General features: G+C 49.5%; 13 protein-coding genes. 4 read left to right on the forward strand and 9 right to left on the reverse strand.

Going from position 1 to position 14741, the window contains the following annotated elements; translation table 11 throughout:
• Positions 1-113 precede the first annotated feature (113 nt).
• The 7 genes from KNQ07_RS12660 to KNQ07_RS12690 all read right to left on the reverse strand — a co-directional run bounded on the left by KNQ07_RS12660 (position 114) and on the right by KNQ07_RS12690 (position 6735).
• Complete coding sequence (locus tag KNQ07_RS12660; RefSeq protein WP_012369147.1) at positions 114-1634, reverse strand: flotillin lipid rafts scaffold protein FloT; 1521 nt, start codon at positions 1632-1634, stop codon at positions 114-116.
• Complete coding sequence (locus KNQ07_RS12665) at positions 1631-2152, reverse strand: NfeD family protein (RefSeq protein WP_012369146.1); 522 nt, start codon at positions 2150-2152, stop codon at positions 1631-1633. The genes KNQ07_RS12660 and KNQ07_RS12665 overlap by 4 nt, the downstream gene beginning before the upstream one ends.
• Positions 2142-2393, reverse strand: coding sequence for a hypothetical protein (locus KNQ07_RS12670; protein WP_012369145.1), 252 nt, complete (start codon positions 2391-2393; stop codon positions 2142-2144). The genes KNQ07_RS12665 and KNQ07_RS12670 overlap by 11 nt, the downstream gene beginning before the upstream one ends.
• Before the next feature lie 166 nt (positions 2394-2559).
• Positions 2560-3759, reverse strand: coding sequence for a Bcr/CflA family multidrug efflux MFS transporter (locus KNQ07_RS12675; RefSeq protein ID WP_012369144.1), 1200 nt, complete (start codon positions 3757-3759; stop codon positions 2560-2562).
• A gap of 16 nt (positions 3760-3775) precedes the next feature.
• Positions 3776-4909 carry a YfbR-like 5'-deoxynucleotidase gene (locus KNQ07_RS12680; protein ID WP_012369143.1) on the reverse strand — a complete coding sequence of 378 codons (1134 nt, stop codon included), beginning with the start codon at positions 4907-4909 and terminating at the stop codon, positions 3776-3778.
• 59 nt (positions 4910-4968) lie between these two features.
• The gene (locus KNQ07_RS12685) at positions 4969-5724 is read right to left on the reverse strand and encodes a TerC family protein (protein ID WP_012369142.1); all 756 of its coding nucleotides are present in this window, start codon (positions 5722-5724) and stop codon (positions 4969-4971) included.
• 153 nt (positions 5725-5877) lie between these two features.
• Positions 5878-6735: a TerC family protein gene (locus KNQ07_RS12690; protein WP_214767078.1), complete on the reverse strand. Its 858-nt coding sequence runs from the start codon at positions 6733-6735 to the stop codon at positions 5878-5880.
• Positions 6736-7045: 310 nt separating this feature from the next.
• On the opposite strand from KNQ07_RS12690, the gene folE2 reads away from it, so the two are divergent.
• From folE2 to KNQ07_RS12710, 4 genes are all read left to right on the forward strand, one after another.
• Complete coding sequence (gene folE2, locus KNQ07_RS12695; protein ID WP_012369140.1) at positions 7046-7951, forward strand: GTP cyclohydrolase FolE2; 906 nt, start codon at positions 7046-7048, stop codon at positions 7949-7951.
• A gap of 99 nt (positions 7952-8050) precedes the next feature.
• A complete protein-coding gene (locus KNQ07_RS12700; protein ID WP_012369139.1) occupies positions 8051-9817 on the forward strand; it encodes a LytS/YhcK type 5TM receptor domain-containing protein in 1767 nt (588 codons plus the stop codon).
• The gene (locus KNQ07_RS12705; protein WP_214767080.1) at positions 9798-10493 is read left to right on the forward strand and encodes a LytR/AlgR family response regulator transcription factor; all 696 of its coding nucleotides are present in this window, start codon (positions 9798-9800) and stop codon (positions 10491-10493) included. Before KNQ07_RS12700 ends, KNQ07_RS12705 begins: the two co-directional genes overlap by 20 nt.
• A gap of 135 nt (positions 10494-10628) precedes the next feature.
• Complete coding sequence (locus KNQ07_RS12710; protein ID WP_214767082.1) at positions 10629-12422, forward strand: carbon starvation CstA family protein; 1794 nt, start codon at positions 10629-10631, stop codon at positions 12420-12422.
• A 463-nt stretch (positions 12423-12885) separates the two neighbouring features.
• Here KNQ07_RS12710 and KNQ07_RS12715 read toward each other — a convergent pair whose 3' ends face one another.
• Together KNQ07_RS12715 and KNQ07_RS12720 are read right to left on the reverse strand one after the other, a co-directional pair.
• A complete protein-coding gene (locus KNQ07_RS12715) occupies positions 12886-13329 on the reverse strand; it encodes a GDYXXLXY domain-containing protein (protein WP_012369136.1) in 444 nt (147 codons plus the stop codon).
• Positions 13326-14519 carry a DUF2157 domain-containing protein gene (locus KNQ07_RS12720; protein ID WP_012369135.1) on the reverse strand — a complete coding sequence of 398 codons (1194 nt, stop codon included), beginning with the start codon at positions 14517-14519 and terminating at the stop codon, positions 13326-13328. Before KNQ07_RS12720 ends, KNQ07_RS12715 begins: the two co-directional genes overlap by 4 nt.
• Between the last annotated feature and the right edge of the window lie 222 nt (positions 14520-14741).

Consider the following 14741-nt stretch of genomic DNA (forward strand, 5'->3'; position numbering starts at 1 on the left):
AAAATCCGAATGTCCCCACCTCTTCTTATTGACAGAGGGATGGGAGCATTCGGATTTTTTTGTACTTTATTCATAATCTATGATTTACGAAACCTGTTAAATTATGTTCGGTTTCATTCAGATTTTCCTGATGCGACCGGCTCTCCTTGATTCAAGTTGACCGTCAATGGTTTCGCCGTTCCTTTACCCGAGAAGTTTTCAATCAAGTCTTTCACATCGATGCCGGATGACGCTTTAAGCGTCTCCTGTAACGAGGCCATCAAGTCGGTCGCGTATCCGGTCACCCGGTTTGCACCGCCGCCCTCGCCGCTCCCTGTATCAACGACTGTAATCTTGTCGATGTTGCCGAGTGGTGCCGCGACTTGTTTCGCATATTCCGGCATCATCCGGACGACCATATCGAGAATCGCCGCTTGTCCGAACTGTTCGAACGCTTGCGCGATTTTTTCTTTTGCTTCGGCCTCTGCAAGACCTTTCAGACGGATGATATCGGCTTCTGTTTCCCCTTGTGCCCGCTCTGCTTCCGCTTTGGCCAGACCATCAAGACGAATTCGTTCAGCGTCGGCTTTCGCAGAAGCTTCAATCCGGTATTTCGTGGCATCGGCTTCCGCATATTGTTTCGCCCGGTCGGCCTGGGCCGCCTGCTCGATGGAGTAACGGTCCGCGTCAGCTCGTTTTTTCACTTCCGCATCGTATTGTTTCTCACGGCGGAGAATTTCGCGTTCTTCGAGTTCAATTTGTTTCTGACGTTCGATGATTTTGATTTGCATTTGTTGTTCCGTGACTTCCTGCTGAGCGCGGGCATTCTCAAGATCATACGCTTGGTCGGCTTTTGCTTTCGCGATATCCTGCTCACGGCGGTAATCGGCCATCTTCAGCTGGTTTTCCTTTTCCGCTTCCGCAATTTCCGTCGCCCGTTCCAGTTCAGCTTTTTTCGCATCTTTTGAGGCTTCTGCCCGTTTAATCCGTGTTTCTTTTTCTGCATCGGCTGTTGCTATATCGGCATCGCGGCGGACCTGGGCAATGCGGGGTTTCCCGAGTGATTCCAAATAACCGTTCTTATCGCGGACGTCTTTGATCGTAAACGATACGATGATCAGTCCCATTTTCGCTAAATCCTGTGATGCGACACGTTGCACTTCCTGTGAGAATTTATCACGATTTTTGTAAATTTCTTCGACTGTCATCGAACCAAGAATCGAACGCAGGTGCCCTTCAAGGACTTCCCGCGCTTCGCCTTCGCGGTCTTCTTTTGATTTCCCGAGAAATTGTTCGGCTGCCGTCGCGATTTCCGAAATCGAGCTGCCGATTTTGATGATGGCTGTCCCGTCTGCCATGACCGGAACACCCTGCTCTGTATAGACTTCCGGTGTCGTCACTTCGAGCTTGCTCGACAGCAGACTGAGCGGGGATGCTTGCTGAAAGACAGGTAAGATAAACGCTCCGCCGCCACGGATGATTTTGACCCGGTTGCCGGATTCATCCGTGTTGACGGTCGGACTGTTCCCGAGATAACTCCCGGACACGATCAACGCTTCTTCCGGTCCGACTGTGCGGTACTTTGTGACGAATAAGGCGATCAGCGCTAAAATCAGTGCACCGGCTATGATTGCTACAATAATAATCGGATTCATGAAAACATCTCCTCTTTCCACTGCGTAGGATAGGTCATGACATGCGCCACGCCTTGTTTAATTTCAATGATGATGACTTTTGTTCCTTGTGCCAGAGCCGGACCTTCAAAAAGAACGGCGGATTTGGCAATTCGTCCTGACACATCATCGACGAGAATTTCACCGTAACCGTCCTCCGGAATCGGGAGGATGACGATGGCACTGCGTCCCTCAAGCGTCTGTTCCGAAAAACTGATGGATTGCTCCGCTTTCGCAAGCGGTACAAAAATGAATAAATGCAACAAAGACGTCAAGATGAGACTGATACCGGCACTGATTAGCAAAATAACAAGCGAACCAAGTAACGTCAGGTGTTCCAGCCCGAATCCGAAAGCGGACGTCAAAATGACAAAGGACAGGATTAACGTCGGATGAAAGATTTGATCGATGCCCGGAATCAAATCGGAAAAGACGACAGACAATAAAACGCCGCAGGCAGCAGCGGCAAGTGCATACAGATAAAGCGTACTAACGTCCATCTTCGGTCACCTCGATAAACGGATTCGATCCATACAGTTGCCGATAGGCTTGAAGATACGCATGTCGATTTTCTTCATATAACAATTCGGCTAATTCTTTCTCCCGTGGACTGTCTGCTTCCTGATACCGGCGGGCATACTTTTTTTGTGCCGCATAATGCCGCGCGAGCAAACTTTCGAGTGTCCGAGGGTTGTTTGATTCAGATACCGGCCGTGTATCTGAAAAAGATCGTTTTTTCATCCGACTGCTCCTCTCTTCTGTGCTGAGCTCCTCTTTATTTACGGTTTACTTTTGGAAATAGTTTCAAAATGACTGATTTTTTCTGACAACATTTTTTCCAAATACGGTCTTCAACAAAAAAAACCGATTCCCTCAAAGAGGAATCGGCTTCAGCGAATCTATCTTTTTATTGTGTTCTGCGCACAATCAGTAATGTATAGACGAGCAGTGCCAGACAATCGAGCGTCATGATGATCAAGCCCATCGGTAACGCCGACTCTTCCCCCATCACGCCGACAAGCGGTGAGACAAGTGAGCCGACAAGCATCGGTAACAAACCGAGCAACGCGGACGCACTTCCTGCTGTCGAACCATAATTCTGCATTGCCAAGGTAAAACCGAGCGTCGAAATCATCCCGACACTCGAGACGACGAAGAACAGCGGAATCATGACGAGAATCAAGGAATCGGATAACGTCAGGGCAAGAAACAGACAGATTCCGGCCATAGCGACGACTGTCAAGGCAATCCGCATCATCTTTTCACTGTCGACGCGTCCGGCCAACCGTCCGGCAGTTTGTGCTGCCAAAATGATTCCGATGCCGTTCAGACCAAACAGGAAACTGAATTGTTGCGGGCTTGCGCCGTAGATGTTTTGTAAGACGAACGGTGAACCGGAAATATAAGCGAACATCGCGCCCATGGCAAAGGCTTGGGCAAAGGCATACCCGATGAAGGTCCGGTCCGATAACAGCCGTCCAAACGTTTGGAACGTCGTCTTCAAATTCCCTTCAACCCGGTGATGGACAGGCAGGGTTTCCGGCAACCGGAACGCCACGGCAATCAGCATTAACGTACTTAAGACGGCCAGCAGATAAAAGACGATACGCCAATCGCCGAACCGTAAAATCTGTCCGCCGATGATCGGTGCCAGAATCGGTGCCGTTCCGTTGACCAGTGATAATGCCGCAAAAAACTTCGTCAGTTCGGGTCCTTCGAATAAATCGCGGACAATCGCCCGTGAAATGACGATTCCCGATGCACCGGCTGCGCCTTGGACAAACCGCAGTGCAATCAGCACTTCAATCGTTGGCGCAAAGGCACAGGCAAGTGATGCCAGTAAATACGCAGATAACGCCAGGAGCAACGGACGTTTCCGTCCCCGGACATCACTGAGCGGACCGACGATGATCTGCCCGAGTGCCATCCCGAGCATACAGGCCGTCAAGCTGAGTTGAATCGAGGAAGCACTGGCGCCAAATGAACGCGACATATCGGGAAATGCCGGTAAATACATGTCAATCGACAGTGGACCGAGTGCGGCGAGTGATCCTAAAATCAGGATTAGAGTCAATCGTTTCGTTTGAATCGGTGAAGTGTTCGTCATGTTTTTCCTCCTTTATTTAAGATGTCACATAATCCAAATCGTGTAAGACATACGCCAGGAAAAAGACGACGGATGGATTTTCATAGACCGTTTGGACTTTCTTCAACTGGGCCCGGTAACCGGTCTCATATTCCACACCATTCAATTTCCGTTCCATATTCATCTTGATCAACGCATCGAGCTTATCGACGACATCAACCATCTGTCCTTCGTACGTCTCGTCTTTCGCTTCGACGACGAACCGATGAAATTCTTTTCGCATTGAAGACGGCAACAGATTAATCAACGCTTCGCCTTCCGTTCGCTCATAGGCTTCAAAAGCCGCTGCCGTGACCGGCGTCGCATGCTTGACGGGACCGAGGACGTCACCTGTCGTCCCTTCGACCAAATCATGACATAACAGACGCGACACGACTTCTGCCGTATTGATGTTGACTCCGTACTTTTTGGACTCAATCAAGCCGTTAAACAATCCGAGTGACGCTGCGCGAAACGCATGGGTTGCATCATTGTCATCAATCGTATTGAATCGTCCTTTCCAGCGGCGGATCGTATCCATCATCAAGACGTTATCGATGAAACGCGACATATCATCTTTTGCCCAAACTGATGCGGTTAACGTCCGGATGGCAGGCGACGGATGGATTTCGAGTGCCGCTTTGAGCTCATTCGTCTTCGCAAGGAAAAATGCGGATCCCGTTACTTCCGCTTCCCTCTTCGCAAACAACATCGCATCAAATGTATCAATCGCTTCGACAAGCTGTCCTTCCGGCGAGTCATCTTCTGCGAACACCAGATAATTCGTAAAATCCGGTTGAAGGGACTTCGACAGCAACGCTACGAGTTTTTCACTCGCCTGCCGCTCCATCGCCTGGATGTGCGCATGCAAGGTCGGTTCTTTTTTTGTCCGGTGTTTAATCGGTCCTGTGATGACCTCATTCATATCGTGGAACAGGGCTTTCCCGAGTAACGTCAACCGATCGTATTTGATGTCTGTCGCCTCTTCTTCAAGATAACTCGCCATCAAACTGAATAACGCGACGCGGAAGCTGTGACTTGCCGCATTATCTGGAAAACGTGGTGCGTATTCATCCCAGCGCGGGACATTTTGCATCCGTGTCAGCATACGAATAAAATTACCGTTTTGCATTGTCATCTCTCCTCATAAAAAACGGACAGAGGAATGATGACCCTGTCCGTTTCGAATTATTATTTGTCTGTTTTCGGACCGCTTCTGAACCAACCGAGTACTAAAATCAAGGCGAGGACGACCCAGAAAATCGTCTGCCAAAGCGTACTTTCCGGAAATTCATGCGGTAAAACGTGAATCGACGGATGCGCAAGCGTCATAACGACCAACTTGACGCCGACCCAGGCAACAAGCCAAAAGGCCGCTTCTTCGATACCTGGTCGTTTTTGTAACAAGACAACAAACCAGCTGGCAAAGTAACGCATGATGACAAGTCCGATGATTCCGCTGAAGAAGACAACCCAGAATTGTCCTGTGTTCAAACCGCCAATTGTTCCGCCAATCATCGGTAACGTCGTTGCCATCGCAACGGCTGCAAGCGTTGAATCGACCGCAAACGCCAAGTCGGAGAATTCGACTTTGACGACTGTCCACCAGAAATTCGGTGATGCTTTTTTAGCAGAAGCGGACTCCGGAATCTGATGTTTGTTCGAACGGGCTTCAACAATCCCCTTGAACGCCACATAGAACAAATAAATGGCGCCGAGCGCCTGCAACTCCCAAATCGTCGCTAAGTACGACGCAAAGAAAATCGCGACGAAACGCAGGACAAGTGCTCCGATCAATCCATAAAACAGTGCTTTTTTACGTTGATCGTCCGGTAACGGACGCACGAGAACAGCCATGACCATGGCGTTATCGGCTGACAGCAGACCTTGTAAGATGATTAAAACAAGTCCAACCGTCGCATACTGTGTAATTAATCCAATATCCATAAAAACGAATCCCCTTTTTGTTCAGTAAGTTTATTATAAGGCCGCTTATCTAAAAGCAAAAGACTGAACACTTGAATCTGACTGTTCTTTTTACCCGAACTTCCGGATGATTAGACAAAAAAAGACTCCCCCGGAAGGAGAGCCTGATGAAGATTACAGATTTTTTTCGACTTTCTTTTCAGCATCGGGATTTGATTTCGTCTTTGGAGAAGAGAACCAGCCCCAAAGTGCGAGACCGACCATGACGGTCCAGAAGAAGATCTGCCACGGTGTACTGTGGGCGAATCCTTCCGGAAGTTTCATCGCTTCAAAAATCGTTCCTTCGATTGATGCATGGTATTTCGGATGCTCGAGCGCGAGGACGGCAAGCTTGACCCCGACCCAGGCGACGATCGCGAAGGCTGCCGTTTCAAGACCCGGACGTTCCGCCAGTAACTTGACGAAAACGCGGGCTGCAAAACGCATCAGGACGACACCCATCAGTCCACCTGTCAGGATGACGACGAAGTGACCCGTGTTCAATCCACCGATTTCACCGGTTCCCCAGTTCGGAAGGGCGACGGCAAGGGCGACGGCTGCCAAAATCGAGTCCACCGCAAACGCAAGGTCAGCGAATTCGATCTTCGCGACTGTTTTCCAGAACTCGGCTTTCGAGACCGGCTCCTCTGATTTCGGCTCAGCGTCGAGCTCGTTTTCTGCTCCGTGATTCTCACCGATCCGCCGGGCTTTAACGGTTTTATAAATATGCCGCAGCCCCATGATCAACAGATAGGCGGCACCAAGTGCTTGGATCTGCCAGATATCGACGAGGAATGAGATCGCGAACAATGCTGCAAATCGAAGAACGAATGCTCCTGCCAATCCATAAAATAAAGCCTTTTTCTGCTGTTCGCCCGGTAAGTGTTTGACCATGACGGCCAGGACGAGTGCGTTATCCGCCGAAAGTAGTCCCTCTAAAGCGATTAAGACGAGGACAACCCAGGCATATTGAAGTACTAACTGCCAATCCATCTACTTCATTCCTTCCTGTTTACGATTTTTCATTGAAAATCAATTTTCATTAGATACGTCATTTACACGTTCACATGAACACATACTATATGATAATATACCCGATTGCAAGCAAGTTATACCTGTAAATACGTAAACTGTTTCTTCCGAGTCTTGTAAGTTTTGTTTTTAGGAAGGTTCGTGATAAAATTCATAGCAACGATACGTCGCGACAACACATTCACGGAATCACCAGACTTGCTCGTCTCTAGCATTCCTGTCATGTTATTACTACTTGCACTACTACAAAAGGACAAAGGGGCCGATACGAATGTCTACCTACCCGGTTACACTGCCAACCAAAGAAGAGCGCCACAAGCTGTTTGGCTCTGTTCCTCCTATTAAAGGAACGAAGCCGACTGAAAAAGATAAAATGATCGACTTGCAGAACACACCGAAGAACTTCCTCTTCGCACTCGATGCTGTAGGAATCTCAAACGTCAAACACCCGGTCGTCATTCAAGACGGCGAAACAACACAAGCAACGATTGCGACATTTGAACTTTCGACTTCACTTGTCCAGGACCGTAAAGGGATCAATATGAGCCGTTTGACGGAACAACTGGATCAGTACCACAACGAAGGTTGGGTCGTCACAAACGAATCACTCATCCAATTCGCCCGCGAACTGGCGGAGCGCATGGAACAATCCGAAGGACAACTGACAATCCGTTACCCATGGTTCTTCACACGCAAAGCACCGGCAACAGGACTCAGCGGATTGATGAACGCGGAAGTCTGGCAGACGGTCAGCGTCAACACAGAAACAAACGAAGCAACTTTATCAGTCGGTCTGACAATCAACGTCACGACACTCTGCCCATGTTCAAAAGAAATCAGCGAATACAGTGCACATAACCAACGCGGTTACGTGACAATGGAAGCTTCATTACGCGATGAAGCCGATGATTTCAACTGGAAGCAGGAACTTCTTGATGCAGCGGAATCCAATGCATCAGCACCTCTGCACCCGGTCCTAAAACGTCCGGATGAGAAGCGTGTTACAGAGATGGCTTATGAAAACCCGCGTTTCGTAGAAGATATGGTGCGCTTAATCGCTGCCGACCTTTACGAAATGGACCCGATTGCATCGTTCTTCGTCGAATGCCGTAACGAAGAAACGATTCACCAGCATGATGCGATCGCTCGAATTACATTCGATAAAGATGCTCAATAATAACTAACGAAACTCCAGACGATCTTCGGATCGGTTGGAGTTTTTTTCGTTGTCCTCCTTTTCGGTAACGTTTACACTTAGGACGAATGGAGGGATGTCATGTTTGAACTCATACCCTTTTTACTGGAACGGCTCGGCATCATGATCATTTTAGCGTTCATCCTCGCCCAGTGGGGACCGACGCGGCGTTTACTGAAACAGCCGGAAGCCGGCTGGCAGTTTGGGTTGCTGATTCTAATTTTCGCCACCTATGGGATTTTGAGTAATTACACGGGAGTCAAGGTCGATTTAGCCAAGTTCTTACCGCACACTTGGCTCGAACAGGTTGACGGTACATCAGCAATCGCCAACACACGGACGATGATTGTCGTCATCAGCGGATTGCTCGCCGGTCCGATCGGTGGAACGATCACCGGTCTCCTCGTTGGGATTCACCGCTATACACTTGGCGGGTTTACCGCTTTCGCCTGCGCCCTCTCGACCGTCGTCGCAGGCGGTGTCAGTGGATTACTCCGTCCCTACTGGCGCGACCGTCTCGGCAGTCGGGCATTACTGCCGATTTGCCTGACAGGTTTTTTAATGGTTTTCGAAATGTCATTGATTCTTCTGTTTTCCGACCCTTTCCCGGCCGCCCTCGAACTGATCCAGTTCATCTTTCTTCCGATGACCGTCGTCAACGTCCTCGGCGTCTGGCTGTTCTTATCGATCATCCGTCTCGCCGCGCGTGAAGAGGAACACGTTCGGGCCCGTGAAGCGGAACGGTCCCTGCATATCGCGGATTTGACCTTACCTCATTTGACACGCGGCTTAACTATCCAAACCGCGGAAGCCGTGGCAGATATTTTATTACAACAGACACGCGCCGATGCGGTCTCCTTGACGGATCAATCAGTCATTTTGGCACATATAGGTGTCGGCAGTGACCATCACCAATCCGGCGGGCACTGGACGACCCGTCCGACGGAGCATGTTTTGACAGACGGACAACTGAGGCTTGTCACCGATCGGGATGAGATCGGTTGTCCAAAAGCAGATTGCCCGTTACAGGCGGGCATCATTGCTCCGTTAACAATCGGCGAAACGACAATCGGGACACTCAAAGTGTATTATCCTCATCCTGAATTGCTCGACGCCGTCGAAGTCGAATTGATCGAAGGACTGGCCAAGCTCTTCTCGACCCAACTCGCCCTCGGGAAAGCCGAGCGGCAAGCCGGTCTGTTAAAGGATGCTGAAATCCGGGCCCTCGAAGCACAGATCCATCCGCATTTTTTATTTAATGCCATCAATACGATTTACGCGTTATGTCGGACAGATGTCGAACAGGCACGGACCTTATTGCTCGAACTGTCGACGTTTTTCCGCAGCAACCTGCAGGGTGCCCGCTCGACGAAAATTCCGCTCCAAAAAGAACTGGAACATATCGAAGCCTATATCTCACTGGAAGCGGCCCGTTTTCCGAGCCGCCCGTTCGTTGATATTGATTTAGAGGACGGGACGGAACAATTACTTGTTCCGCCTTTCGTACTCCAACCGTTGATCGAAAATGCCTTCCAGCATGCGTTTAGTCCTGGTCAAACCGGATATGTCGGCGTCACGGCCTGGTTAACCGCGGATCAACTCGTTTTGGAAGTCGTCGATAACGGACGCGGGATCGACGCGGAACGCCTGACACGCCTCGGTCGGGAAGTCGTTGAATCCAACGGTACCGGCACTGCCCTTTTCAATACAGCCGAACGGATTAAAAGTCTGTATGCTGAAAACGGGTCGTTCCGGTTGACTAGTCAACCGGGAGAAGGTACGACCATCACCATCCATCTGCCCATCGAAACAGGAAAGGAGGTTTCCCATGCGCACGATCCTAATTGAAGATGAGCCGCTTGCCCGGGACGAGTTGCGGTACCATGTCGTCCGGGCCGGACTCGACGTCATCGCAGAAACGGGCCACGTCGGTGAAGCCGAGCAACTCGTTCGGACGTTGCAGCCGGATCTCGTGTTTTTGGATATCGAACTGATTGACGGGAGCGGACTCGATGTCGCGAAACGCCTGCAATCGATGCCGCACCCACCTGCGATTTTATTCGTGACAGCGTATGATACCCACGCCCTCGAAGCCTTCGAACTGAACGCTTACGATTACATTCTCAAACCTTACGATCCGTCACGGATCAGCCGGGCCATTGAAAAAATCATGCGCAAACCGGCGCCGAAAACACCGCGGATTGAACGATTGGCCGTTGAATCCGGGGATCAGTTAAAATTACTTTCCCCTGAAGATGTCGACTACATTGTCGCGGAAAACGGAAAAACGAAGCTTGTGACGCGTTCCGACGCCTATCCGTCGAACGATACGTTGCAGGAACTCGAAAAAAAATTATCGGGTCACCGCTTTCTTCGTGTCCATCGTTCCTACCTCGTCAATTTGGCAGCCATCGAAGCGATCGAACCGTGGTTCAACGGGGCCTATACAATCAAGATCCAGCAGATTGATGTGCCGGTCAGCCGGACGTATGTCAAAGTCTTAAAGGAAGCTCTCGGGATTTGAGAGCTTTCTTTTTTCCGTTCACCGCTCTTTTTCGACATGTCATCGGTCAAAACGAACGGTTCATCCGACAAACAAAAGAAAGCGCTTCCAAATCAAGTACACTTTTCTCATACCAGTTTATGAGGAGGTCCACGCATGAGCGCTACACCTATTGTTATTGCCGTCATTTGTATTTTATTGATCGTTTATCGTCTCTATGGCACATTCATGGCTGTCAAAGTCTTAAAAATTAAAGAGGACCGGGAAACACCGGCCCATAAGTTTGCGGACGGAAAAGATTACGTCCCGACCAACAAATGGGTTTCGTTCGGTCACCACTTTGCAGCAATCGCCGCTGCCGGTCCGCTCGTCGGTCCTGTCCTTGCCGCTCAGTTCGGCTATTTACCGGGCCTCTTATGGCTTTTGATCGGTGCTGTCATCGGTGGTGCCGTCCACGATATGGTCGTTTTGTTCGCTTCCATGCGTCAGGATGGGCAGTCGTTATCGGAAGTCGCTAAAAAAGAGCTCGGGCCGGTTGCCGGTTTTTGTGCCGGTCTCGCTATGCTCTTCATCATCACGATTACGATGGCCGGACTTTCAATGGTCGTCCTCCATGCTTTGGAACATAATCCATGGGGCACGTTCGCTGTCTTCTCGACCATTCCGATTGCCATGGGTGTCGGTATCTATTTACGAAAAGGCGGCAATCTCGCCTTGGCTTCCGTCGTCGGTTTCCTATTGATTCTTGCTGCAATCGGTTTCGGTCCCCAGTTGACTGACACGTTCATCGGAACATGGTTCGACCTGTCGTCACGTCAACTCGCGATTGCGTTACCGATTTATGCCTTCTTCGCTGCAGCACTGCCGGTCTGGTTGTTGCTTGCACCGCGTGATTACTTATCAAGTTTCATGAAAATCGGTGTTTTCTTTGCCTTGATCGTCGGTGTCTTCATCATCAATCCGGATATCCGTTTCCCGGCGTTCACGAAATTCGTCAACGGTGGCGGTCCGATCATTGCCGGTCCGGTCTGGCCATTCATCTCGATCACGATTGCCTGTGGCGCGATTTCCGGTTTCCACGCTTTCGTCGGCTCCGGAACGACACCGAAGATGATCAATCGTTGGAGTGATATCAAACCGGTCGCCTTCGGTGCGATGCTTGTTGAGTGTCTCGTCGCTGTCATGGCGTTGATTGCCGCAACGTCTCTTGAAGTCGGAGATTACTTCGCCATCAATTCGACACCGGAAGTCTTTGCGACACTCGGTATGAGCACCGTTTACCTTGATGAATTATCACGGGAAATCGGACTCGATCTCGCCGGACGGACCGGTGGAGCCGTTTCACTGGCCGTCGGTATGACGTTCATCTTCCGGGCCATTCCCTGGTTCCGTGAAATTGCCGGCTTCTTCTTCCAATTCGTCATTCTGTTTGAAGCGGTCTTCATTTTGACGGCGATCGATGCCGGAACACGCGTTGCCCGCTACTTGATCCAAGATTTCTTCGGTGAATTCTACAAACCGTTAAAACGGGTCGACTGGATCCCGGGTGCGATTTTCGCCAGTGCGCTTGGTACGTTCTTCTGGGGGTACCTGCTCTTCTCCGGCGACATCGGTTCGATTTGGGCCTTGTTCGGTGTCTCCAATCAGTTGATGGCGTCGATCGGCTTAATTATCGGAACGACAATCATCCTGAAGATTGCCGACAAAAAAGTGTATGCCTTGACGACATTCATTCCGCTTGTCTACTTGCTTGTAACAGTGACGTTCGCTGATATCTGGATGGTCGCCAATGTCTATGCGAATCCGGCTTCTGCCGGCTTCAGTATCCTGAATACGATTCTGTCGGTCACGATGGGGATCTTAGCTATCGTCATCACGATTTCAGCGGTCCGGAAATGGATTGAATTGCTCAACTCACCGCGTTGGGAAAAAGTGAAAAAATCAGCTTAATTAAAACCGCCTGGATTGTACATGGATTTCGTGTATCCATCCAGGCGGTCTTTTTATCAAAATCAGACGAGAATACTCCCACTTCTAAACGTTCAGGGCGAGGCCCTAGTGCAAGTGGGGGATGAATCGTCTTCGGGCAAGGCGTGTCTTGCGACACGTCAATTGCCCGACACTCTTGGTTTGAAAACAATTAAAATCAGGAATAAAAAAATAGTCATGTTCTTTGAAAACTGAAGATATAGGGTTGTGACAGGAAGTTCGTCTGTCACGTAAAATCTTCAACGTTCACCTTGCGGATGACCGAAGTAGCGAAAACCAAGCAGAGTAGGAATCCGCATAAAAGAAACGGACAAGATCAACGTTCAACCGTCGGGACGACGGGGTTAGCCTGATAAATTTTTGACCGCTAGGTTGAATAACTCAGGAATCCTCCACCTCTTAGCGAAGCGTAGGTGGAGGTAGTTCAATTTCGAACACTCAAATCGGTTGCCCGAACCGTACCCCACGGCGAGACATCGGCTTTGACGACTAATTTTTTTGCATCCTCGTACCCTTTTCCTGTTCCCTGTTCCACATAATACTGGTTTAATTGGGGAATCGTGACGTACTTGTCGTAATAATCTCCGGCAACGGAACCGAAAAAGCGGTCATTTGAGATACGGTCGATCTTGGCATAACCATCAGAATCCGTTGTAAACGTAACGTAGACCAATCCTTTTTTGACGGAATCCGCAGGTTTCAAATCAGGATACTGCAACATGACATATTCACCATAGACCGGGCTGAACGGATCATACGGTTCCGCCCGAAAGCGGTAACTGTCACCGAACCAGGAAATGGAGTAAAAACTGAGGATCACACCGAGGACGACGATGATTTGCAGGACTGGAAACAGATACCGTTTCATGACGGAACCCCTCCTTCATGACGTTTTCGAATCCACCACAGGACACCGGCAATCAGGAAGACGAGCAATGCACCAACGAGGAAGAACAACGACATATCGAGGCGATCCCAGGCATAGATGAAATAAATCGTCAGTTGGACGGCGATGAAGTAAACGAATGGAATCGTCAGGCGACGACCTTGGCGCTCCTGCACAATCAAATAAACAAAGGCAATGATTTCGACGAGCGCAGCAATCAAGATGGCCTGTTCGTCCAACCAAAGGAATCCGAACAAACCGAGCGGTAAAATCCAAAGTAACGGACGGAATTTTTGGTAAATCAAGTAGCCGATTGCGAGACCGAAAACAGCAAGTGCGACGGCTTCTCCTAAAGGAATGACGGAGTCCGTCGTTTCGGCACGGACCGTTAAATAAACCAGTGAATTGATGGCAGCGACAATCAGATACAGATGGTATAGAAAATGACGATCGCTGTCTTGTTTAACGACGAGTAACAGCGGGACAAGCACGAATAAGGTCCAGATTGGCCAAAGGACACCGTCGTAAGAGACAAGGGCAAACAACTCAAGTCCCGACAGATAAAGAAATAACCAACTGAGAATCAGGGACGGGAAGGACTGGCTGAAATAGAACCAGGCAAGCGATACGATCACGACGAGGACAATCGATGTCCAGTCGAGAAACGTGGCATGCTCCGTTCCAAATCCGCCGACTCCGGTAAAGATATTCAAACCTGAGATGAAGGCAACAATCGCATAGGCCGGATGACGCCACGTAAAGAAATGGGCGAGCGCGGCGAGGAAGACGGCCCAACCGATAAACGAACCTTGCATGGACATATGAAAACTCTGGACGGTGACGATGAGCGCTCCGGCAAAGGCAACCAGTCCAAGAATCCGAAAAGCAACCGGATTCCAAATCGTCCGTCGTTCCGATACATCGGCCAACACATAACAACTGACCATGATGACCAACACTAAACCAATTTTAATGAGGGCAGGAATCGCTTGCCAATTGGCAGCCAAGAAACTGAGCAAAGCTAACCCGACAAAGGTCAATCCGACAATCAACAACAACGGCACACGTTTCTTTTTTTGACGGTGACCTTCATACGCTTTAATCCGGTCGACTGTCTCTGCATCAATCAAACCCGCCTGTTGCCACTCCATTAATTTCGTCTGTCGTGCCATCACCAACACCTCCCGATTACAAGCTGCCAGTCTACACTTGTATTTTCCCGTTTCTTATTTTATTCAAGCAACATTCATTAGAAATCTGGTTGAAGATCGCGTCTTTTTCCAAAAAAGACGACCATCCTCGAAAGTGATATGCTCCCACAAAAGTAGACAGTTGAAATAACAAAACAGTCTACTTTTGAAGGGAGCTTTTTCTATGGCCACATCTAAATTTTT

The sequence above is a fragment of the Exiguobacterium sp. s145 genome, from assembly GCF_018618835.1.
Lineage (GTDB): Bacteria > Bacillota > Bacilli > Exiguobacteriales > Exiguobacteriaceae > Exiguobacterium_A > Exiguobacterium_A artemiae.

Coding starts and splice junctions, on each gene's coding strand:
- KNQ07_RS12715 (WP_012369136.1), bottom strand. CDS start 13,329: ATGAAACGGTATCTGTTTCCAGTCCTGCAAATCATCGTCGTCCTCGGT.
- KNQ07_RS12705 (WP_214767080.1), top strand. CDS start 9,798: ATGCGCACGATCCTAATTGAAGATGAGCCGCTTGCCCGGGACGAGTTG.
- folE2 (WP_012369140.1), top strand. CDS start 7,046: ATGTCTACCTACCCGGTTACACTGCCAACCAAAGAAGAGCGCCACAAG.
- KNQ07_RS12680 (WP_012369143.1), bottom strand. CDS start 4,909: ATGCAAAACGGTAATTTTATTCGTATGCTGACACGGATGCAAAATGTC.
- KNQ07_RS12660 (WP_012369147.1), bottom strand. CDS start 1,634: ATGAATCCGATTATTATTGTAGCAATCATAGCCGGTGCACTGATTTTA.
- KNQ07_RS12675 (WP_012369144.1), bottom strand. CDS start 3,759: ATGACGAACACTTCACCGATTCAAACGAAACGATTGACTCTAATCCTG.
- KNQ07_RS12720 (WP_012369135.1), bottom strand. CDS start 14,519: ATGGCACGACAGACGAAATTAATGGAGTGGCAACAGGCGGGTTTGATT.
- KNQ07_RS12700 (WP_012369139.1), top strand. CDS start 8,051: ATGTTTGAACTCATACCCTTTTTACTGGAACGGCTCGGCATCATGATC.
- KNQ07_RS12710 (WP_214767082.1), top strand. CDS start 10,629: ATGAGCGCTACACCTATTGTTATTGCCGTCATTTGTATTTTATTGATC.
- KNQ07_RS12690 (WP_214767078.1), bottom strand. CDS start 6,735: ATGGATTGGCAGTTAGTACTTCAATATGCCTGGGTTGTCCTCGTCTTA.
- KNQ07_RS12685 (WP_012369142.1), bottom strand. CDS start 5,724: ATGGATATTGGATTAATTACACAGTATGCGACGGTTGGACTTGTTTTA.
- KNQ07_RS12670 (WP_012369145.1), bottom strand. CDS start 2,393: ATGAAAAAACGATCTTTTTCAGATACACGGCCGGTATCTGAATCAAAC.
- KNQ07_RS12665 (WP_012369146.1), bottom strand. CDS start 2,152: ATGGACGTTAGTACGCTTTATCTGTATGCACTTGCCGCTGCTGCCTGC.